The 22,265-nt window shown below is 38.4% G+C and carries 21 protein-coding genes; 6 read left to right on the forward strand and 15 right to left on the reverse strand.

From position 1 onward, the window contains the following. Positions 1 to 162: 162 nt before the first annotated feature. Genes TRESU_RS05465 through ligA form a run of 4 tightly spaced genes read left to right on the forward strand, consistent with a single transcriptional unit; the run spans position 163 to position 4,674 of the window. Positions 163 to 1,329 (forward strand): DUF8084 family protein, encoded by a 1,167-nt coding sequence (locus tag TRESU_RS05465; protein WP_013701281.1) that lies wholly within the window; start codon positions 163 to 165, stop codon positions 1,327 to 1,329. 3 nt (positions 1,330 to 1,332) lie between these two features. Then, positions 1,333 to 1,959, forward strand: a complete 627-nt coding sequence (locus TRESU_RS05470) for a hypothetical protein (protein WP_013701282.1) — start codon at positions 1,333 to 1,335, stop codon at positions 1,957 to 1,959. Between the two features lie 23 nt (positions 1,960 to 1,982). Continuing rightward, positions 1,983 to 2,714, forward strand: coding sequence for a tRNA (guanosine(46)-N7)-methyltransferase TrmB (trmB, locus tag TRESU_RS05475; protein ID WP_013701283.1), 732 nt, complete (start codon positions 1,983 to 1,985; stop codon positions 2,712 to 2,714). A gap of 4 nt (positions 2,715 to 2,718) precedes the next feature. Next, positions 2,719 to 4,674, forward strand: coding sequence for an NAD-dependent DNA ligase LigA (gene ligA, locus TRESU_RS05480; RefSeq protein ID WP_013701284.1), 1,956 nt, complete (start codon positions 2,719 to 2,721; stop codon positions 4,672 to 4,674). Here the strand turns inward: ligA and TRESU_RS05485 are convergent. From TRESU_RS05485 to TRESU_RS05495, 3 genes are read right to left on the reverse strand one after another with little or no spacing between them, the layout of a single operon-like run. Beyond that, the gene (locus TRESU_RS05485; RefSeq protein ID WP_013701285.1) at positions 4,671 to 5,651 is read right to left on the reverse strand and encodes a M23 family metallopeptidase; all 981 of its coding nucleotides are present in this window, start codon (positions 5,649 to 5,651) and stop codon (positions 4,671 to 4,673) included. The two genes, ligA and TRESU_RS05485, sit on opposite strands and share 4 nt — an antisense overlap. A 29-nt stretch (positions 5,652 to 5,680) precedes the next feature. Then, positions 5,681 to 7,846: a single-stranded-DNA-specific exonuclease RecJ gene (gene recJ, locus TRESU_RS05490; RefSeq protein WP_013701286.1), complete on the reverse strand. Its 2,166-nt coding sequence runs from the start codon at positions 7,844 to 7,846 to the stop codon at positions 5,681 to 5,683. Further along, complete coding sequence (locus TRESU_RS05495; RefSeq protein ID WP_013701287.1) at positions 7,846 to 9,171, reverse strand: thymidine phosphorylase; 1,326 nt, start codon at positions 9,169 to 9,171, stop codon at positions 7,846 to 7,848. Before TRESU_RS05495 ends, recJ begins: the two co-directional genes overlap by 1 nt. Before the next feature lie 353 nt (positions 9,172 to 9,524). Between TRESU_RS05495 and TRESU_RS05500 the strand changes: the two genes are divergently transcribed. Beyond that, on the forward strand, positions 9,525 to 10,247 hold the full coding sequence (locus TRESU_RS05500) for a DNA-binding domain-containing protein (protein WP_013701288.1): 723 nt from the start codon (positions 9,525 to 9,527) through the stop codon (positions 10,245 to 10,247). Between the two features lie 96 nt (positions 10,248 to 10,343). Here TRESU_RS05500 and recO read toward each other — a convergent pair whose 3' ends face one another. After that, a complete protein-coding gene (gene recO / locus TRESU_RS05505; RefSeq protein ID WP_081454764.1) occupies positions 10,344 to 11,117 on the reverse strand; it encodes a DNA repair protein RecO in 774 nt (257 codons plus the stop codon). A 24-nt stretch (positions 11,118 to 11,141) separates the two neighbouring features. Between recO and TRESU_RS05510 the strand changes: the two genes are divergently transcribed. Next, a complete protein-coding gene (locus tag TRESU_RS05510; RefSeq protein ID WP_041611996.1) occupies positions 11,142 to 11,381 on the forward strand; it encodes a hypothetical protein in 240 nt (79 codons plus the stop codon). A 286-nt stretch (positions 11,382 to 11,667) separates the two neighbouring features. Here TRESU_RS05510 and TRESU_RS05520 read toward each other — a convergent pair whose 3' ends face one another. The 11 genes from TRESU_RS05520 to xerA (TRESU_RS05570) form a co-directional block, all read right to left on the reverse strand. Then, positions 11,668 to 12,825, reverse strand: coding sequence for an ISAs1 family transposase (locus tag TRESU_RS05520; protein ID WP_245535669.1), 1,158 nt, complete (start codon positions 12,823 to 12,825; stop codon positions 11,668 to 11,670). 99 nt (positions 12,826 to 12,924) lie between these two features. After that, complete coding sequence (locus TRESU_RS05525; protein WP_013701291.1) at positions 12,925 to 13,839, reverse strand: hypothetical protein; 915 nt, start codon at positions 13,837 to 13,839, stop codon at positions 12,925 to 12,927. Between the two features lie 9 nt (positions 13,840 to 13,848). Continuing rightward, on the reverse strand, positions 13,849 to 14,478 hold the full coding sequence (locus TRESU_RS05530; RefSeq protein ID WP_013701292.1) for a TM1812 family CRISPR-associated protein: 630 nt from the start codon (positions 14,476 to 14,478) through the stop codon (positions 13,849 to 13,851). Between the two features lie 12 nt (positions 14,479 to 14,490). Next, positions 14,491 to 14,904 (reverse strand): hypothetical protein, encoded by a 414-nt coding sequence (locus TRESU_RS05535; RefSeq protein WP_013701293.1) that lies wholly within the window; start codon positions 14,902 to 14,904, stop codon positions 14,491 to 14,493. Between the two features lie 82 nt (positions 14,905 to 14,986). Continuing rightward, a complete protein-coding gene (locus TRESU_RS05540) occupies positions 14,987 to 18,358 on the reverse strand; it encodes a type I restriction endonuclease subunit R (protein ID WP_013701294.1) in 3,372 nt (1,123 codons plus the stop codon). 18 nt (positions 18,359 to 18,376) lie between these two features. Beyond that, a complete protein-coding gene (locus tag TRESU_RS05545) occupies positions 18,377 to 18,580 on the reverse strand; it encodes a DUF3791 domain-containing protein (RefSeq protein ID WP_013701295.1) in 204 nt (67 codons plus the stop codon). Positions 18,581 to 18,735: 155 nt separating this feature from the next. Further along, entirely contained in the window at positions 18,736 to 19,026 is a 291-nt protein-coding gene (locus TRESU_RS05550; protein ID WP_013701296.1) for a hypothetical protein, read from the reverse strand. Next, complete coding sequence (locus TRESU_RS05555) at positions 18,999 to 19,577, reverse strand: restriction endonuclease subunit S (RefSeq protein WP_013701297.1); 579 nt, start codon at positions 19,575 to 19,577, stop codon at positions 18,999 to 19,001. The genes TRESU_RS05550 and TRESU_RS05555 overlap by 28 nt, the downstream gene beginning before the upstream one ends. Positions 19,578 to 19,580: 3 nt before the next feature. Next, on the reverse strand, positions 19,581 to 20,573 hold the full coding sequence (gene xerA, locus TRESU_RS05560; RefSeq protein ID WP_013701298.1) for a site-specific tyrosine recombinase/integron integrase: 993 nt from the start codon (positions 20,571 to 20,573) through the stop codon (positions 19,581 to 19,583). Positions 20,574 to 20,619: 46 nt separating this feature from the next. Beyond that, a complete protein-coding gene (locus tag TRESU_RS05565) occupies positions 20,620 to 21,258 on the reverse strand; it encodes a restriction endonuclease subunit S (RefSeq protein WP_013701299.1) in 639 nt (212 codons plus the stop codon). Further along, complete coding sequence (xerA, locus tag TRESU_RS05570; protein WP_013701300.1) at positions 21,255 to 22,253, reverse strand: site-specific tyrosine recombinase/integron integrase; 999 nt, start codon at positions 22,251 to 22,253, stop codon at positions 21,255 to 21,257. Before xerA (TRESU_RS05570) ends, TRESU_RS05565 begins: the two co-directional genes overlap by 4 nt. Between the last annotated feature and the right edge of the window lie 12 nt (positions 22,254 to 22,265).

Here is a 22,265-nt window from a genome sequence, read left to right on the forward strand (position 1 = left end):
TTGCGCGATTTTGAAACAGGAAAACGTGACCGGGAGCCAGTTTTATGCTGAATACATTTATAATATGTTTGCTCTGTATAATATGTTTGCAAGTTAGGCAGCAATGTTGTATACTGTAAGCATTGTTAAAGTCATGTAAAGCAAAGGAGCTTTATCAAACGAATGTGTGCTGAAAAGAAAAAATTTATTTTGGATTTGCCTTTGAAAATTATTCTTACGGAAGAAGGTACATCGCATTTTTTAAGTCATAAAAAGCAGCTGCTCAATCTAAAACTCGCAGACAACCGTTCGGCTCATGGTGTAAGCATGACATCTTTTTCGCCTGGCTCTCTGCAGGACATGATTCTTTTGGGCTATATTTCCAAGATGGAAATTTCCATGCCGGAATTTGTTTCACATCGCCAAGATGTTATGGATTTGTCCAAGCTAATTGTTTTTTCAATTTTGTACAAGCAGTTTGACAGTGAAATTTATTCGGCGATTATAAAATGTGAATGCATAAGACATCATAACAGGCAAAATCCTTCATCGCTTATTGATGAAAAAACTGTGATTCCGGAAAAACAGCTTAGAATGACTCTTTCAATGAAAGATTCTACAATTCAGGCTGCAAAAAAGACAATTCTTGAGCCGGTTTGGAAAAGCATAATGTCCAATTCAGAGTATAGCCCTGAAGAAAAAAATGTTTATCTTCTTATGACTGAAAAATTTTTGAACAGGCTCACTTTGATGAACTGGTACATAATTGTGAAATTTTATAAAACTGACGGTTTTAATGAAATGCTTTCAATTTTGCGCCAGCAGCTCGCTTCGTACATGACAAAATCAAAAGTTGCGGAGTATATTTCGGTAATGGTCATGGAACTTGCCTTGAACAGCGAAAACAACAATGTAAAAAAGGCTGCAAAATATCTTTATCAGGGAATTGATAATTCCGATACGCTCATATTTGACCCGAAAATCCGCTCGGAAATCGTAAAAGAACTTCAGCGCAAGCACGAGCTTGTTTTTCTTTCCTGGACTTTGGGCGGTGGCTCTATGTCAATTGGAAAACAGGGACTTTTGCAAATTACATTGTACAATAAAGACGATGAATTTCAGGAAGTAAAAGAAAACATCGAAAGCAAAATGTCCGCTAACCTTAACAAAAAATCGCTGATTGACTTTTACCGCCAGATGCCGGATGGTCAGGAAGGAACGGACTTGGGACTTTACTATTTGTCTTATCTGGAAGATGCCTGTAAAAAAGTCAATATTAAATTTGAATCAATTGTAAATCAGTCTTCATCCAGCGATCTTACCGTTATAAACTTGAAATTCAATTTTTAAGTTATGCGGAAAACTTCTCTGTTTGTTTTTATTTTTTCAGTTCTCTTTTTTTCGTGCTCACAAGACAGCGCGCAAATTGCTTCTGCGGAATCTTCTGTGATTTTTGATTATAGTCAAAATCCGCCTGATATGCGCCTTTCTGTTTTTGTAAATTCTGAAAGCGATGTTAGGCTTGCCTCGAAAATTAAAATCGTGAATAAAAATTCCGGGCTTGAATGGAACTGCGATGAGCTTGTAAAGTTTGAAGATAAAAACAAAAATTCATGGACAGGCTGCGCGAATATAGTCGCCGCTTTTGGAATGAAAATTCCTGCTGGAGAATATGTCTTGACTTATTTTGACATGGCTGGCGATGAAGATGAAATTTTATTTTCCATCGATTATCCTGAAAATGTTTTGACATTAAAGAGTGAAGATTTTCCAGACGGATTTGATTATTCAGAAAAAAAATCCGCCATTTATACAAAAGATGGAGTTTTGCTTTATTATGGAGAAGAAAAAAAAGAATGGGAAAATAGAAATACCGTTCTTGTTGACTATAAAGATGCGGGGTTCATTAGAACCTGCTATACTTTAAAAAATGACTCTGTAATTTGCCTTATGCCTCCAGAAAACTTGGAGCAGCAATAAAATATAAAACAGCGAGGAAACTGATGCCTAGTAACGACGCCGATGGGAATATTCCCACTGACAATTTAGAAGACCACAGTATTTTTAGACGCCCGGTGCGCACTTATGTGATCCGCGCTGGACGCATGACCGAAAATGAGAAGCGCAGCTATGAAGAACTTCATCATGTTTGGTGCATTCCTTTTGAGCATAGAACGCTTAATTTTACAGATATTTTTAACAACACAAATCCTGTTACAATGGAAATTGGATTTGGAATGGGACACGCTACTGCTCAGATTGCGCAGGACAATCCGAACATGAATTATATAGGAAGCGAAGTCCATGTTCCTGGAGTTGGTCGTCTTCTTGGTGAAATAAAAAAAAGACAGCTGAAAAATCTTTATTTGATTGAATATGATGCGCTTGAAATCCTTGAAACTATGATTCCTGACAATTCTCTTGCAGGCTTTCATATTTTCTTTCCTGACCCTTGGCCGAAGAAAAAACACCACAAACGCCGTTTGCTTCAGCGTCCGCGCACAGATCTGCTTGTTTCAAAATTGTCTCCCGGCGGATATATTTATTTTGCAACTGACTGGGAAGAATATGCTTTAAGCGCAGTTGAAGAACTTTCCTGCACAGAAGGTATTCATAATAAATATGAAAAATTCGCGCCTCATCAGGAATGGCGGCCAAGGACAAAATTTGAGCAGAAAGGGCTTGATGCCGGGCGTGAAATTTTCGAGCTTGTTTTTGTAAAAGATGAGGAATAGCCCGATGGAGCTTTTTGATGTTGAGGAATGCAAAAAGGCAAACGACGAAGCCTTAAAAAAATCCTCTGTAAAAAGAATTTCTGAGCTTGAAAAACTTATAGAAAAATACCAGGCTTCGTATTATAACGGCGAGGCTGAAATCTCTGATGCGGAATTTGACAAGCTTTGGGACGAATTAAAATCGCTGGACAGCGCAAATCCTATTCTCCATAAAGTTGGCGCAGATTCCGGGAATTTTCAAAAATCTCCTCATGTAATGCCGATGGGCAGCCAGGAAAAAGCCGCGACTCCAGAAGAATTTCTTGACTGGGCGAAAAAGCACGACTATTCAGAATATCTTGTTGAATATAAGCTTGACGGAGCCTCCCTTGAACTTCAGTATTCAGATGGAATTTTCTTGCGTGCCGTTACAAGAGGAGACGGAACTGTAGGGGACGTCATTACAGCAAATGCAAAAAAAATGCAGGGTGTTGTTCAGGAATTAAAAGAAAAGTTTACAGGCGGAATCCGAGGCGAAGTCATAATGACTCATCAGGTTCACGAGAAATTTTTTTCTGACAAAGCTAACTGCCGCAATGCCGCTAACGGACTTATGAAACGAAAAGACGGTGAGGGCAGCGAGAATCTTACATTGATAACTTACGATGTCTGGGCTTCCGAAGGTAAACAGCCGTTCAATGATGAAGAAGGCAAACTTGATTTTTTGCAAAGAAACGGATTTAATGTTGTTCCACTTAAAATTTGCAAAAGCACGCAGGAAGTTATAGATTACCGTTCTTCTGTCATGGAGCTTAGAAAAAATCTTGACTATGACATTGACGGACTTGTTGTAAAAGAGCGTGCTGTGGATCACGAAGATGCTTTGCGCGACAGGCCTGACCGCCAGATTGCCTTTAAATTCAGCCTTGAAGAAGCTGTTTCCATTGTAAGAAATATTGAATGGAATGAAACCGGCGCAACTTATACTCCAGTCGCAGTTTTTGATCCTGTTGACTTGAACGGAACGACTGTAAAAAGAGCGAGTCTTGTAAATCCGAACCTTATACGCGCATTAAATGTAAAAATCGGAAGCCACGTTGTTGTTGTAAAGCGCGGTGAAATAATTCCAAAAATCGTGAGCGTGCTTCCAGAGCAAGAAAATCTTCCGTCTGTAAAGATTCCTGAAAAATGCGCTTGCTGCGGAACTTCTCTTATTGACGAAGGAACAAGGCTTTTTTGTCCGAATAAAAACTGTGAAAAGCGAATTCTCCATCAGCTTTTAAAGTGGATAAATGTGATTGACATCCGCGACTTGGGAGAAACTTTAATCACCAGTCTTTTTGAAACAAAAAAAGTCCGGTCAATTTCAGATTTGTATTCTTTGACTGCCAGTGATTTAGTTCCGTACTTTTTGAATTCGGAAAGCATGGAAAAAGAAAAAAAATCGCTTGGCGCGGAAAAGGTTTTTGCTTCGATCCAGTCAAGAAGAAAAATTCCACTTGCAAAATTTATTGCCGGCTTTGACATTGAAGGAATAGGTGAAACTGTTGTTGAAACTTTGATTGCAGGCGGCTTCAATACTTTGCAGAAAATTTTCGATGCGAAAGAAGAAGAAATTGCAGGCGTCTATCGTTTTGCAGAAACTTTGGCGCATACTCTTGTTGAAGGAATTCAAGAAAACCGTGAAGAAATGCAAAGCCTTGTCTCAAGCGGAACAATTTCTGTTATTGAAGGAGCCGCACAGGGAAAACTTGCAGGCAAGTCGTTTTGTTTTACAGGCGAGCTTGTTTCCATGAAGCGGCAGGATGCTCAGAATCTTGTAAAACAGAATGGCGGAGCCGTGAAGTCTTCTGTTGTAAAAGGCTTGAGTTTTCTTGTTACAAACGACACTTCTTCCGGCTCTTCAAAAAACAAAAAAGCAATGGAGCTTGGAATTCCTGTCATAGATGAAAAAGAATTCCTTGCTCTAATTAAAGATTAGTTTTTTCCAGAGAATGCAAAGTCCCCGGTAAAAAAGTCAGGATTAACAGCTTCCATGTTCAGCCGCATTTCCCAGTGAAGATGCGGACCTGTCGCAAGCCCGGTTGAACCGCTAAATCCTATTACTTGTCCGGCTTTTACAGTGTCGCCTTCTTTTACTTTTAGCTGGCTCATGTGGTAGTAAAGGCTATAAAGTCCAGGCAAATGTTCTATAACAACACTCCAGCCTGTTGTAACGCGGGTTTCTGCAAGAACAACCTTTCCTTCCGCGCAAGCAGAAACTTCCGAGCCCTCAGGAATTCCAAAGTCAATTCCGTAGTGCAGTCCTGTCGTTGATTTTCCATTTGTGTATTTGTATTCCCTGCGGTCTGCAAAAAAAGCTGTCCGTCTTGTTGCGTTTGTAGGAAGCAAAAACGGTGTTGTCTGGTAAACTGCGGAAGGATTTGCGGTTTCAAGAATTCCATTGAGCTTTTTTATCTGCTCCATTCTTTTTAAGCTTGAGTCTGCTTTTATATTTGAATTCGACTCGTCAAGATCAATCACTTCTGAAACAAATTCTTTTTTCTCCAGAGTAAAAGGCAGCTCGAATTCCATTTTTTTTGCGCCGTCAGTGCTGTAGATAATTTTCAAAAAGCATTTTGTGTCTTCCGTCCACCAAGTTGAAAGCGGAATGCCTGCAAGAAATGTCCTGCTGCTTTTTGTGTTTTTTGAAACTGTGAAAAAAGTGCTTTCCCTGCTTAGTTTGCCTTCCGCAAAAAACTGCAAGAAAGCATTTGCATTTGAAAACTCAAGCTTTGAAGATTTTCCTTTTTTTGTCGACTGAGAAAAGGTCATTTTTACAAAAACCGCATCGCCCGGAAAAGCCTTGTCGTTGTATTCCGCGGAAATGCAATAATCATCTCCTGTAAAAAAAGCTTCCCTTGCAAAAATAAAAGCCGACATAAAAATCAACGCTGAAGCTAAAATCTTTTTTTTCATTTTTTACTCCCAAAATATTTTTAATTTTTTTACTGAACTGATTTTTCTATTCCTAAAAGCATAAGCTGAAGCGTTTCTGCTCCGTTAAAAACATTCCTCTCGATGTTGAAAATTATATTAATTTTGTCTCCCACATCAAAGTCCCTGTGAAGCCGTTCTCCTTCGTTCCAGAAGATGCAGGGCCATTTGTTTTTTCCGCAGTCAACAGTGATTTTCAGATGCTGCTTTTCTGCCTTGCCCATTACAAGTCCGGAAACTATAGGCAGATTTTTTGCTAAGAAAACAAGCTTGGGATTTTCGTTTCCAGTCGGCTCGAATCTATCTATTATTTTTTTCAAATCCGGTGTCATGTAGGACGGCGGAAGCTCTGCGTCAATTTGAATCTCGTCATTTTTGTCAGAAAGATTTATTGTGCCTGAAAGCTCTTTTGTACGCCTTTTAAATTCCTCGAACTTTTCCTTTTCAAAACTGAATCCTGCGGCAAAGTTGTGTCCGCCGTAGCTTACAAACAAATCTTTCAGCTGATCAAGAAAAGCAGTTACGTCATATCCGCGGCAGCTTCTCATTGAGCCTACAACAAGGTTTCCCACGTAAGTCATCGCCATTGCAGGAACTCCAAGAGAAGAAACCAAGCGGCCTGCAAGAATTCCTGAAACACCTTTGTTTATTTTTTCATCAATTACAAAGCTTAGTTTTCCGTTGAAGTCATTCACGGAATTTCTTGCCTGTGTTCCGGCAATCGCTTCTGCTTCCTGAGTAAAGGCTTTTCTTTTTGTGTTAAGCTCGATTATTTTTTTTGCAAGCTGCTCACGGTATGAATCGTCTTTTGCTGTAAAAAGCTCAATGGCAATTCCTGCCTGGCCAAGTCTGCCTGCGGCATTTAAATTTGGAATCAGCGTCCAGCAAATGTCAGTTGAAGTAATGCGCTTTCCAAGAAGACCAAGGTTTGACATAAGCTCCTTTAGTCCCGGATGGACATTGTTTTCATTTATTGAATTTATTCCGCTGCGCACAAAAAGCCTGTTTTCATTTCTCATCGGCATTATGTCCGCCAAAGCCGCCAAAGCCACAAGCTGCAAGTCGTGCTTTTCTTTTTCTGAATCAGATGGAAAGTTTTTCTTTAAATCCTGCTGGACATAAGTTACAAATATATTGTAGAATCCGCCGATTTCTGTAGGAGCGTGGTCGCCGTACTTTGCGATTTTTGACATTTCCTTTACTATGGAAAGCGGAAGATTTTTTAGTGAAGGGTAAAGTTTTGCGGCTTCTGTTCTTATGTCCGCAATGTTAAACTGCGCGCTGTTTCCGAATGTTAGGTTTAATAAGCGTTCAACGTTGGCTTTGTCCCAGCAAAGAATTATCTGACCTGACAAGTACTGTGGAATCTTCGTGTCGTAAATTGATTTTTCGCCCGGCAAAATATGATCAACAAGCCTTGAGACTGGAACTAGATTTCTAAGCTTTATGCATTCAATTGCAATCTGCCCGTTCTCTTCTTCATGCGCATTGAGCAAAGCCTCGTCTGCCTTGTACCATTTGCTCTTGCTGAATCTTAACGCCGAAACAACTTTGTACACGACCGCGCAGCCTGAAATCTCTTCAAACGGATAGCCTGAGTCTGAAAGCTTCGCATTTAAAATAATCGCAGGAGAGGGAATGTTTTCTTTTGGATTGTGATGATCCAATACAATTACATCGATTCCAAGATCCGCCGCGTGCTCAATTTCCGCATTGTTTGAAATTCCGCAGTCAACCGTGATAATAAGCGATCCGTTCTGCTTTGCAAAATCATCTACAGCCTGAATCGAAAGTCCGTAGGCGTCATCTCCTTCAGGAACCCTGTACTGAACATCGATTCCCAATGAGCAAAGCTCGTCGTAAAGAACAGTTGTCGCCGTTACTCCGTCAACATCCTTGTCGCCGAAAATCAAAACCTTTTCATGCTCTTCCTTCGGACTGTCTTTTTCTGGAACTGCGGCAAGAATTCTATCAACTGCATCTTCCATTGAGTTGAACAGAAATGGATTATGCTGAAACCTTAAGTCATCTTCCATAAAATAAAGAATGTCTTTTCCGCTGGTGATTCCGCGCCGTGCGAAAATACTTGCTGTAAGGCTGTCCAGTGAAAACTTGTTTTTTAGCTTTTCAACTTCTTCCTTTGAAATTGCTTTTTTTACCCACTTTGATGATGACACTATTTTATTTCCTTTAAAACCAATTTCTTTTCTTCTGGCTTTTCTTCGCAAAAATCCAAGGCCGCCTCAAGCTGCTGTTTTCCGCTTTCAAGAGCGTCCGGGCTTTTTCCGTAGACTTCAAGAAGCTTTTCACCTTTCTTTACAAAGTCGCCCTGCCGCCTGCAAAAGATTATTCCAGAGTCCGCGTCCACTTTGTCTGACGACTTGTTTCTGCCCACGCCAAGATTTATGCAGGCGATTCCTGTCTTGTACGCGTCAACTGTTAAAAATCCGTCTTGCTTTGCGAAGAGTTCCGACTTGAACTTGGAGCGGCGTTTTCCCTGTTCGCCTAGAAGCTTGTCTGGATTTCCGCCCTGAGCCTTTACGTTTTCAAGGAATTTGCTTAATGCCTTTCCGCTTTTTACAGCTTCCTTGCACTTGGCTATTCCGTCTTCTGTGTCTTTTGCCATTCCGCCGAAGACAGCCATTCTTGAGGCAAGCGCGTAAGTAAGCTCCATTACGTCGGCAGGGCCTTTTCCTTGCAGGCACTCAAGAGTTTCTTCTATTTCAAGATAGTTTCCCACTTTGAATCCAAGGGGAGAGTCCATTCTGGTTAGAAGCGCGCATGAGCTTTTTCCCATTGCCTGGGCTGTCTTTACAAGGAATGACGCAAGCTGCCCTGCATCCGACTCGCTTTTCATAAACGCGCCTTTTCCGCATTTTACATCAAAAACAAGGGCATCGCTTCCTTCCGCGACTTTTTTTGAAAGAATGCTTGCCGTAATAAGCGGAACACTTTCAACAGTTCCTGTAACATCCCGAAGAGCGTACATTTTCTTGTCAGCCGGAACAATCTTTTCTGTCTGTCCCATCATGGCAAAGCCTGTTTTTTCAATAATCGAAGCGAACTGCTCCTCGTTAAGATTTACGTTGTAGTCTTCTATTGACTCAAGCTTGTCTAAAGTTCCGCCTGTGTGTCCAAGGCCTCTGCCGCTCATCATGGGGATTTTTACGCCAAGAGACGCCACTATAGGAGCAAGCGGTAGGCTGATTTTGTCTCCCACGCCGCCAGTGGAATGCTTGTCCACAAAAGGCCCTTTAAGCCCCTTGAGTTTTTCAAGGTCGATTGTGTCGCCGGACCTGAGCATGCAGCCTGTTAAAATTCCTGTCTCCCCGAATGTCATTCCGCTGAAATAAACGGCCATAAGAAAAGCCGACATCTGGTAATCAGGAATTGAACCGTCAACATAGCCGTTTACAAGAAATTCTATTTCCTCTTGCGAAAGCTCCTGTCCTTTTTGGTTTCCAGTTCCACGCTTTTTAATGATTATGTCCGCCGCACGCATTTTGACCTCCGCTGTTAAGTGTTGTTTGCAGATATTATTATATCCAAAAAAGAAAAAAAAGTCATTTGCCCTGCCTCTGCACAACTACTTGGGCGTCTATGAAATTAAGTTAAAATTAAAGTAAAATTAAGTTAAAAACAAAATGAAATCAAGTTAAAATTAAAACGAAATTAACTTAAAATCGAAATAAAATAAAGTTAAAATCAAAATGAAATTAAGTTGATTTTAGGATTGTTTTAACTTGATTTCTGAGTATTTTTAACTTAATATTATATTGTAATAAAATTAATTTCACGATTTCACAAGCAGTGGAGAATGTCATTGCAGGCAGTATGTAAGAGAGTGGAGGCACTATGATCAGCGTAAAGACAGTAGCTAACAACACAGGACACGGCAAGACCGGGTTCTGCTTTCTAAGCACATCGGACACAGACGCAGGAATTGAGGAAATCGTAAAGGAAATGGTCAGGTATAATTCCACTCTTACCGAGGCGGACACCCGCGCGGCTCTTTCTGTTCTGGATGCGGTTGTGGAGCGGCTTCTTCAGGAAGGGTGCAAGGTGCGGCTTCCCTGGGTGGACTTGCAGCTTGCGGCTCACGGAACTGCCGAATCCATTTCAGAGAAGTTTTATAATAATAGGGGCGACAACAGGTTTGTCCTCAAGGCTTTGGTCAACAAGAAATTCGAGGCTAAGGCGGTGGAAAAAGTGTTCTACAAGACAAAGTCGTCCGTGGCGGAAATGGATCCTTCGATTTTCCAGGTCTTTTCAATCACTAAGGATGCTTCTTATTCTGGTGAGCGCGTTGTAAAGGCTGGAATGTGCTTTAGAATCTACGGAAAGAACCTTGGCTTTGACTTTGAGGATGAAAAGCAGGGCGTGTTCCTTGCATTGAAAGGCGACAGGAAAAAAGCCGTCAGAATCACAAGCTTTATAAGGCGCACTCAAAGGACAATCGACGCAATCCTGCCGCAGAACATGGAAAAAGGTGTCTATACGGTTTCGTTTGTAAAGAAAAACGGCGAAGGCTCATATCCAGTTGCAAACACAACTGATGAAATAGAAGTGATTGAGTAACTAGGCTGAATGACTTGTTGCCTTGTCATTGCCGCGTTTGACATGGCAATCTATGTACATGGATTCCTGAATTCGCACTGGGAATGACAGTTTGCGCTACAGTATTCCGATTCCGCTTTTTAAGGTTTCAAGCTGCATTCCGCAGGCCTTTTCTATCATGCTGTACAAAAGACGCTTCATGTTGTATACGGATTCCGAGGGAACAAGCAGTTTTCTTACTTGTCCGGGCGGAAGCTCGTTTATTGCGGTAAGGTAGGTGAGCGAGTCAAGGTCGATTCTAAAGTTCCCTTGTGTTCTGTTTTCCGGGGCGAAAGAAATGCAGTCGGCGCAGACAAATCCGTTTTGCCTTTCTATATAAGAGGCGTTATGCTCATGGCTTAAAAGTGAAGAGCCGCAGCCGCAGCAGGTTCTTGGTTCAGGCTGAAGCCCCAAAAGTCCAAGGTATCTCCAGACAAAGCGCAGAATTCCAAGCCGGGCTTCGTTTTCATCCACGCTGTCTATTCCGTCAAGAAAGGCGCACAGAAGGACAAAGGCTTTTTCCGTTTCTCCGGCGCACTTTGTCTTTAGCACAAGCTCGCAGGCAAATGATGCCGCCCAGGATTTTAAAAGGCTTGTCCTGAACGAAAGGTGGCAGTTTTGCGCGTCAAAGTCGGTTATTTTTATTGAATTGCGGGATTCGTCGCTGTATATATAGAGAATTCCTGAATAAAACGGCTGGACAAGGGATTTTAGGCGGCTTTTAGGTCCTCCGTAGAGCATTGCGTTGAAAATTCCGTTTTCCGCAGAAATTACTTTTACAAGCCTGTTGTTTTCCCCGGATTCTTTTAGTGAAAGGATTACAGATTTCATTCTCTTGTTCCGCTCTGCCATGCGCCTATAATATCAGCGCGGGAAATGCTTGGCAAGACTTGTGAAAATGCGACGGATTTTCTGCAAAATCAGGGCAAATGCATTATAGCCTACTTCAACTTCTACAACACGGCGAGGTTTCATCAGTCGCTGGATTACAATGTACCTGATGAAATACATGATCCAGAGCATTATTTTTGTAAACAGGTTTTTGCAACTAATATCATAAAAAAAAGCAGGATAGCATTGACTATTCAAATTTTCGACCTTTATTTGATGAGTTAAGTCTGTATTTATAATATTCTCAGGCTAAATTATGCCACATCCCGAGCATTCATATTGATATTCCGTACAACATCAAAAATCCTGTTCTGAGCTTCTTTTCCAAAGAGTGTGAAGAACTTCGGACAGTCGAATGGGGCACGGCCTTTCATGAGGGCATCCATATTAATTTCGCCTTGTTCAACTATGATGTTAATTAGGCGTTGAACAAATTCAATCTGCATGCTGTTCATGCAGGGCAAACGCATGTAAAAACACTTTCTGATAAAATTACAGAAAGTGTGAAATTTTAAAGGAGCCTTAAAACCGTTTGGCGGAACTGGCGGTTTTCCCGAAACCAGATCGTGCGCTTGCTTAAACTGTCCTGTTTTTTATTCTCCGGTTTTTCTGCTTGGCGTAAGATATTTAATGCAAGCCGGCGCATAACTGTCATGTTTTCCGGACTATGATCCTTTCGGTGCCTTTTGTAGTCCTCATTGAAAGTCATATCAAGACACCAGTGAAGGCGGTTTTCAATTCCCCAGTGTAGTCGAATTGATTTTTTCACAAGTTCAATGTTATCAAGTGAAGTTAGAAAAAACCTGATGTCTGTGGAAGTTTTTCCATTTACAGTCCGTTCTTCCCGTGCCATGGCAACAGCCTTAAGTCCCGGCCACTCATCTTTATTCTCCAGCCACGACAGGTTCGTGCAGAGGTAATACTGCCTGTTTTCAATTCGTCCATGGTCAGGATTACATTCCTTTTCGCTTTTTATAACTCCGTATTTTGCAAGCTCCTTTTCATCCATAGAGAAAAAGTCTTTTACGGCTTCGTGTGTCGTGCTTTGATTTCCTTTCAAAGAAAGAACATAGTCTGCTTTTTTTTCCTTAATTTTCTCGCAGATTTTTTTCTGGCAGCCCATTGCATCGATTGTGATTATCATTCCCCTTATATCAATCAGTTCCAGAAGCTCAGGAATTGCAGTGATTTCATTTGACTTTTCATCTGTCTTTACCTGCCCAAGAATGAGGGACAGTTCATCTGCCCATGCACTTACAATGTGAATTCCCTTTGCTCCCGTGACCTTGTTTGAGCCGCACATCGTCTTTCCGTCGATGGCAACAATTGTTCTGTCCGGTTCAATTTTTACTTTCTCGTAAATTCCATGAGCCCACTTTATAAAAACTTTCTCGATTTTATCTGCGTTCACATTTCTGAAAACCCGGAGAATTGTGTCGGCACTTGGCGGACCGAACTCAAACTTCACCAGCCCCTTGATGGACTCTTCCGCTTCCTCCGCCCATTCAGCTATGTGCTCAATGTCCTTGATGCCGCTTAGCAGCCCGAACAAAACCAGCAGGAAAATATCAGCCAGTTCAAACTTCCTGCACCTTTTTACTCTAAAATCGTCTATTTCTTCCAGACTTTCTCTTAAAAGCATAATTCCACCCAAGGGGAAGTTCACCATTTTGTGCATTTTTTAAATAGTAGTTTAGAGATTTAAAACAAAAAATTTTTACATGCGTTTGCCCTGATAAGATGGTAATTATATTCGAAGTTGACACTTTTACTGCTCTTTAAGTTTTTCAATAAACCTTGTCAGTTTTACACTTGCTGCAGATTTCGTAATTCCATATTTCTGGCCAATATCCTGCTGAGTAGGAAGTATGAAGTTGATGTTATTGAAAAAAGAGTCAATCATATCTTTACAGACAAATTGAGGCAGTTTCAGAGTCTCAATTACAGTTTCTGATACTGTATTTTTCTTAAAATCCGTAAGAAGTTCTCTTGTTAGTAATTCTGAAAGAATTGGCCGTGCGTCTTCCTTTTGTTTTAACCATAGAGCATCTATCGCTTTGAATTGTTCTTGCAACTGTTCAATAGAATTTTGTATTTCTGCAGTATCGCTTGATTTTGAAGAATCGAGATATTTATCAACAACACAATATTCTTCATCATTTTTAGATTGCATAAAAAGTGAAACAGACTGTTTAGGAAATAAATACTCTTCCAAATCTTTATGGTCAAAACCTAGATAGGAAACTGCATATTCTATAAACTCATTTTTATCTTCATTCCTAAAAGTAATGAATTGTTTATATGCTTTATTGATAGTTTTTCTTTTTCTGTCTTCCGTGTCCGAGATATGCATTCCCGATTTCAATTCAAATGACTCTGTGTCAACATTTCCTTTTAATACCTTTATAATAGAAGAATATGTTAATTTACAGAAATCTTCTGAGGCTTTATTAGAGTAATTATTTAGACAGTACACAACTTTCTTTACAATGAGATCAGACTGTTCTTTCATTTCATCAGAAATAGATTTTGTTTTTTGGATAATACGCCAGAACTGGATGACTATTTTATCTTTTGTCTGTTCTATCAAAGAATCATTATTATCTTGAGAAAGAGCTTCTTTGTATGTCTCAAATAATTTTGCAGCTTTTGCAAAATCATTATCCAGATGATTTATATCCATAATATATTTTTAGTCCTTTAATAAAGCTTCAACAGATGCAATTGCTTTTTCACCATTTGTACATTCAATTGTGTTTGTAAAACTATTCAACATATACAAAGGTGTATAATCACAGATTAATTGTGTTCCTTCTACGAGGATATTGTTCTTAAATTCAGCTTTCATATAAATTACATTACCAATTGAGCAATCAAAGAATTTTTCTCCAAATTGCATAGCTGTAAAAATTAATAATGGTAATGATTTGGGGCCGAAAGTAATATCTGCAGAAACTTCAATATCGGGTTCGAGGTTTTTAATTAATTTTAAATAGATTTCATTTAAGCCCTTTTTAGAAACTAGAAAATCTGAAGGGATGATTTCATATGTTATTTTTGCTCCAATTGAATTGCTGGTGTTAATTTCATTAAGTTCATCCATAAATAGTTGAGCATTCTTTGTTCCAGCTTTATCTCCTGCTCTTGTTTCAAGTAAAACTACTTTGATTTCATCATCTTTTTTCATTGTTCTTGCAAGAACAGAATTGATTGCATAATAAAGTTCTCCAGGATATTCAATGAAAGAATTCCCATCTACAGGGTAGTGCCTTTTTAGCATATCATCTGCCAGCATCAATGTTACAAAAACAATCTTTTTCATATTTCAAGCTCCTTAAGCAGCGTAATAGTCTACGTATTTTCTGTTTTTATAGGATTCATAAGCTGGATCCATGTTATAGGCATTTCTTAACGAATGCTTCTTGGCATATTTCTTAGATTCTTCTGAAACCCAATCTTCAACAAATATGTTATCAGCAATTTCAGCCATATACATTCTTTGTTCCTGAACTGTTTCACAGGTGTAATAATGAATCTTATGATTCAGTTCTCTTCCTGCTTCAAAAATAATGCTATTTATTTCTGTTACCGAAAGAATAGCATCCTTCTGATCATGTTTTACTCTAGGGCGTTCACGCGCCAGGCGGGCAGCTTCTTTGCCATTATTAGCTTTAAAGAATAAAGTACCTTTGTAGTAATTATTATTTCCAACATGTCCACATTTTGCAGTTACCATAAAGTATTTCATAATCAAATCTCCTTTTATCTTTCGTTCTTGATATAAAGAAGATGGTGATTCTTGCAAAAGTTGACAAAATTAATAAAAAAAATTATGTCGCAATTGCTCCATGTAAATAAGAAACAAATTCCGTAACTGGAACTACATTTCCATCAAACAGTTCCGTAAAGTCCATAGATTTAAATGGGTCATCTTTAATAAGATTCTTAACTTCAATATCACCATTCTGAAGAACAAATGTTACAATCTGATGCAAGAATTCTTCCTGTGCAGGATTAAAGTTGTACTTTGAAAGATATTCGCTCAAGAGTTTTGTTACCGCTTCTGGATTCATTCCAACAATTCGGCGGACAAAAACTCCAAAAGACGCTCCTTCTGAAATAGCATCATAATCTGCTTGTGTACCAAGTTCTTCACAAAGAATATGCTGCAAATCCTGAATGTCTTTTTCATTCAATGGCTCAATATTCTTGATTTTGTTTACGGCTTCACAATCTGTTGTTTCTGCCAGATAATCAATTACTCTCTGCTTATAGTTCTTAAACTGAGGATTAATATGTTTTCCGTCTTTTTCTATCACTTCATCTTTGAAATTCGTTTCTACAGCTTTCTTTTTAGGACCATCAAGATACTTAATCAAATCTCTAACCTCAGAACGAACCAGTTCCAGTTTAGAAACAGTAACTTCTGCCCAAAATTCTGTTGAAAGGAAAGTTTTTAGAATTTCAGACTTGGCTTTGATTTCAGGTATAGTCTGCATATCAAGCAGTTGGGAAATAATTGTAGTAACTTTCTGAAGAGGTTTACTATAATCTTCTTCTCCCACCAAATGAGAAAGTTCAATATTAAACATCCAGACATCAAATACTTTTGCGCTGGATTCCCCACCAATCGGGTCAATCAGAGGAGTTATAACTTTTTTGATTTCTGCAAGCATCAATGGCGTAACATAATCCCATGTCTTGCTGTCGGAATATTTATCAACTTCTTTTAAGTTATAGCGGACATTGATGTGGTTTTTATCAAGATTCTGAATCAGAGAAATAAGCTCACCTTTCCATTTCTGATAGAACTTAACGTGCTCTTCATTTTCTTGATGTTCACGTTTCTGAAGTTCATAAACCATATCCAGTTTAAGTTCAAAGATTTTCTGAGAAAGATTCAGGCCTCCACCAGTAATCTTGCCCTTGGGATTTATGTCAAAGAAATCAAAATTGTCGCAGAAGTCAAATATGTAGAATCCCTGTTTTTCTGGATAAGGCTGGAGTTCTGCATTTGTAATACCTTCTTTTCCTTTTCCAAAGAATTCTTTTGAAGGGCTGAATACATTAAAATCCTTGCAGACACGAGTTCCACGACCAATCATCTGCCAGAACTTAATTACAGAATATACTCTCTTAAAAAAAACAAGATTCAAAACCTCAGGAACATCAATTCCTGTATCAAGCATATCTACTGAAACAGCAATTATTGGTTCTTTTTCTGGCATCTTAAAATCATCAATAATTGTTCCGGCCTTACTTACACTGTAATCTACAAGCTGGCAGTAATCATCTCCTTTGTCTGGATATACGTCCTTAAAAGTTTTTACGATTTTTTCTGCATGATCATGGTCTACAGCAAAGATAATAGACTTTCCAAGTCTTTCGCCATTATCTACACGGAGCCCTTCATTCATTAATGTTTCAAGAACAAGTTTGATTGTTGGGATGTTGATAATATTTTTGTAGAACTCATTACCCTGTTTTTCTTTTAGATTATCAGGTAAAGATCCTTCTTCTGCAAAAACTTCATCATATTCTTTCTTTTCAGCATCTGATAGTTCAGAATACTTAGCACCATTTTTAAGGCGTGCTGTTGTCTTATCAATAGCGGCATAATCTACAAGGAAGCCTTCTTGAACAGCGGTAGGGTAATCATAACTGAATGTCGGGTGACCAACTTCAAGTCCAAACAAAGAATATGTATCTTCCTGACCTTCCTGGTCTTTTGGAGTTGCGGTAAGGCCTAGAACAAGTGAATCAAAATAGTGGAAGATAGCCTGATATTTGTTGTAGCAGGAACGGTGACATTCATCGATGATGATTAAATCAAATCTGCCAATTCCAAATGTTTTTTCATCTGTATCAAGAAGGTTAAGCATTGTAGGATAAGTGCTTAAAATAACATTCGCATCAAAATCACGCTGACTTCCACTTACTTCTGAAATTGCACAAAGAGTAGCATTAGGAAGGTATTTTGCAAAAGCTTTCTTTGCCTGGTCTACAAGTTCTGTTCTGTCTGCAAGGAACAAGACATTTTTTACCCAGTCGTTACGCATTAAAATATCAACAAGGGAAATTGCAAAACGTGTCTTTCCAGTTCCTGTTGCCATAACATTTAATGCTTTTCGTTTAAAGCCAGAATATGCAGTACAAACGGCGGTACAAGCATTCTGAATAAAATAGCGGTCAGAGATTTCTTGATTTACACGGGTATCTTCAATTCCACCAAGTTTACGGCGAACAATAAGTGAATGGAGTTCTTTTAATGAGTAATAACCAAATACACGGCGAGCAGATCCTCCAACTCCATCAACCATATAAATCTGATAACCATTAGTATAGAAAATAACAGGCATTATGCCAAACTTATCTTTTAATGCTTCTGCATAAATCTTTGCCTGTTTAGCACCTGTATCTACATCCTTACAAGTTCGTTTTGCTTCAATAACGGCAAGCGGTTTACCATTCGTATCGTAAAGAACATAATCTGCGTAACCAACTCCAGTTGGAAAATCACTTGAAACCGGAATATTTGTAAGTTTTGTTTCTATACAGGCAGTCTCTGGTTTAACTGCTTCCTTAATATCACAAACAGTCCAGCCGGCTTCACGAAGATCCATATCGATGAGAGCTGCACGAGTTTCTGCCTCTGTATAATCGATGCTTGAAGTCATCTTTGTGTCTGTTGCAATTTTTGCTTTCTGTTCTGTAGTAAATGGTGATTTTTTTACTTTGATAATTATTTTCTTTTTTGTTTTTTCTGCTTCAATAGCGTTTGGAACAGCATCCGTTACAGCTTCTTTATCAAATGGGAGATAAGAAGAAATGATACCAAGGAATTTTAATATTTCACAAACAGAGTCATAAAGAGAATGCAGACAGAGCATGGCCATACGATTATTTATAGGCTCTGCATGGCTTGCCATATTTCCAAGTTTTCTAACATTATGAACAGCAGCTAACTGTGGTTCATCGAGATATGCCTTAAACTTATAATCTTCAATAAGACCAAAAAGGTCTGACATTTCTGAATACTGACCGTACTTAGTAATATAAAACAGTTTGATGGCACATTCCAAACCATTGCGGGCAGAACGCACTGATGCATCAGGAAACTGACTGACAAAAACTTCTGCCTGGTTGCAATAATTGTAAAGGTCTCTTAATTCAGGATTTTGTTTTAAAAAATCAAAGTTCATGGCAATTCTCTTATCCAGTTATTTGGACTTGGCTTCAATAAGTTTATCTATATCTGCAAAAGCGTTTTCAATTGCTTCGGAGTGATACATTTCGTACATCCCGAATACGTAATCAGTCAGGTTTAATTCATCAAGTTGATGAAGAACCTTGTCAGCTGTTGTATTTTTATAGCGCGCATACTGTTCCATAAGGAACGTAAAGAATTCCATTTCTTTTGACATTTATTCACCTATAAAAAGTCAGGAACAAATCTTCAGATTTGAGAGTGACTTTTTATGTGCAGTTGTAACGAAGTGAAACTGCACCGTTATATATGAAAGTTTGCAACGCAAACTTTAAAAGATAAAAACTCACGACATCTTAGTGAATTTTTATCTTAATCTCTCCTTAGATACAACGAATTACGAGGTTCTCCTGTAACAAGTTCAGCTTCCCACATATCAAAAATTCCTGCAGGACTGAATTCCCACATTTCAAGTTCTGGATTGCAAAGCATCTGGTAGGTATTAGAAAACAAGAACTTTCTGTAGGAATCCATAATTGGATATCCATATTTATTGCTTATAAGCAGAGATACTTCATTATCATAAAACTGAAGAATGTATGGTATACAGTCAGATATTTGAGGATTTGAAACTTCTACATTGCTACCGTGGTATAAAAGCATATTTTTCTCCATGATGTCATTATAACATATTTTTTGATAAATTGTAGTTGTTGTTGCAATACAAATTTCGATTTGTCGATTTTCTGGACGAAGGCGGCGAATTGGTTTTGGAGGTCGAGAGGAACATCAATTATCTGTTCATCATGGAATTCATTACGATTTAATGTTGGAACTCCTACGCCAGATTTAAATCGCTTCAAATCAAAAAACTCTAAAAGAAATTTTAAATAACAAATATTATTTCCATGTGTATCATTAGAAAATAAGGTTGTATTTAATGGCCAAAAGGGAGTTTCACACATATAAACCTCACCGATTGTACCGGAGCGACCAGTAATAATTCCTTTATCCATTTTTGCTAAGTTATGATTGCCGAGAATACCATTAGAACCAAATACAGGTATTTTTCCTTTACTATCTCTATCTTGTACTGGTAAATCATAACCTCGCTGCATTGTAACAACATCTATTACTTTCTTAGTTGGAAAGTTTTTTGAATTGTAAATTGGATTCCCAAACATCTCGACAAATTCGGATTTGAAAATATTCATACTTTAACCAATGTATTTTTTATGAGAGACTTTGACATTTTGCTGGTCAACCATGGCATATTCCATAGTTGTATCAATTTTTTGATGACCTAGAAGCCTTTGAACCTGTTCTATAGGCATCCCCTTGTCTATGGCTTGGGTTGCCAGGGTTCTACGGAATTTATGAGGGTGCACCTTTTGGATATTCAGGCTTCGGCCAAGCTTACGGAGGGTTATTTCAACACCACTAATTTGTAATCTATTGTGCGGTTCAAGCAGGCTTACAAAAAGAGCTGGATTATTATCTTTGCGCTCGTTCAAATAGTTTAGAAGATGAATTTTTGTTCGCGCATCAAAATACACAGGTCGTTCTTTGGAACCTTTGCCAAATACAACACATTCACGGTTTACAAAATCTACATCCTGTTTATTTAGGGTTACAAGTTCACTTACTCGCATTCCTGTGGAGGCAAGCATATCTATAATTGCAAGATCGCGGGTTGTTTTGCAATTATCGCGAAGTAATACCAGCGTTTCATCAGAATAAGTCTCTTTTATTAGCTTTGCAGTTTTGATTTTATGAATACGGCGAACAGGACTTTTTAGAATATAGTTTTCATCCTCAAGCCAGGTAAAGAATGTGGAAAGAATGCGCCTAACATTATCAATTGTCATTCGGCTTGCATTGTTGATTTTTTGATAATCAGATAAGTATTTGCGTAAATCTTCGGTTTCTATTTGATTAAATGGCTTATGAAGTATGGTGATTGCTTTCTGCAAAGTAGACTTATAATATTTTATAGAACGTTCAGAACAACCTTCTACATGTTTAGCAGCAAGAAAATTCTCCAGTAAAGTTGAATTGTCATTTTTAACATTGCTAGTGCACTCATTATTAGTTGTAATGGTTACATCATAAAGACAATACGTAAGGACTTCATGCAATTTTTGATTTTGTGCATTATTCAGGCTTGCACACATTTGCTGTTCAATGTTTTTGATTAGTGTTTCTTTCATAATAGACTCCTTAAAGCCCATTATGAAAGAAAATTATTTAAAGTCCTTATGAGAAGTATTCTTGCATTTTGCTATCTAGTAGTTCCTGTAAGTCTGTAATCTGTTGTTTTACTACAAATTTCGATTTGTCGATTTGTTGGACGAAGGCGGCAAATTGATTTTGGAGGTCGAGAGGGGGAACAGGGAGGTGTAAATTTGCTAATATCTGTTGATTCAGATTTTGAATATTTGCACCTTTTCCTTTTAGCTGTTCCCTTGTTAAGTCGGTTTTCAAAAAGTGTAAAAGAAAATCTGTATTAAGATTGTCAGTGCTTTTCCGAAACCTTATACAAAAACCGCTGAAAAGAACTTTGCAATCATTCGGATACAGCGCAACACAACGACCTACAAGTTTTTTATTCCCATTTGAGCGCACAAATACAATATCATCATTCTGTAAATAATATTCGCTCGACGGTTCTTCATTTAATGAAATCGATGACAAAGTTTTACAATCTTGAATTTTGTAATTATCTTTGAAATCGCTGACATTTAGACAAAGTATATCTACTCCATTTTCACTCGGAGAGTAGTTCATCCCATTTTTGAAAGTTCCACAATCCCCTAACTTCTTAACTTTCCATTTACCACTTTCAACTGGATTCTCTCCAAACATCTCGACAAATTCGGATTTGAAAATATTCATACTTTAACCAATGTATTTTTATGAGAGACTTTGACATTTTGCTGGTCAACCATGGCATATTCCATAGTTGTATCAATTTTTTGATGACCTAGAAGCCTTTGAACCTGTTCTATAGGCATCCCCTTGTCTATGGCTTGGGTTGCCAGGGTTCTACGGAATTTATGAGGGTGCACCTTTTGGATATTCAGGCTTCGGCCAAGCTTACGGAGGGTTATTTCAACACCACTAATTTGTAATCTATTGTGCGGTTCAAGCAGGCTTACAAAAAGAGCTGGATTATTATCTTTGCGCTCGTTCAAATAGTTTAGAAGATGAATTTTTGTTCGCGCATCAAAATACACAGGTCGTTCTTTGGAACCTTTGCCAAATACAACACATTCACGGTTTACAAAATCTACATCCTGTTTATTTAGGGTTACAAGTTCACTTACTCGCATTCCTGTGGAGGCAAGCATATCTATAATTGCAAGATCGCGGGTTGTTTTGCAATTATCGCGAAGTAATACCAGCGTTTCATCAGAATAAGTCTCTTTTATTAGCTTTGCAGTTTTGATTTTATGAATACGGCGAACAGGACTTTTTAGAATATAGTTTTCATCCTCAAGCCAGGTAAAGAATGTGGAAAGAATGCGCCTAACATTATCAATTGTCATTCGGCTTGCATTGTTGATTTTTTGATAATCAGATAAGTATTTGCGTAAATCTTCGGTTTCTATTTGATTAAATGGCTTATGAAGTATGGTGATTGCTTTCTGCAAAGTAGACTTATAATATTTTATAGAACGTTCAGAACAACCTTCTACATGTTTAGCAGCAAGAAAATTCTCCAGTAAAGTTGAATTGTCATTTTTAACATTGCTAGTGCACTCATTATTAGTTGTAATGGTTACATCATAAAGACAATACGTAAGGACTTCATGCAATTTTTGATTTTGTGCATTATTCAGGCTTGCACACATTTGCTGTTCAATGTTTTTGATTAGTGTTTCTTTCATAATAGACTCCTT

The organism is Treponema succinifaciens DSM 2489, from assembly GCF_000195275.1.
Taxonomy (GTDB): domain Bacteria; phylum Spirochaetota; class Spirochaetia; order Treponematales; family Treponemataceae; genus Treponema_D; species Treponema_D succinifaciens.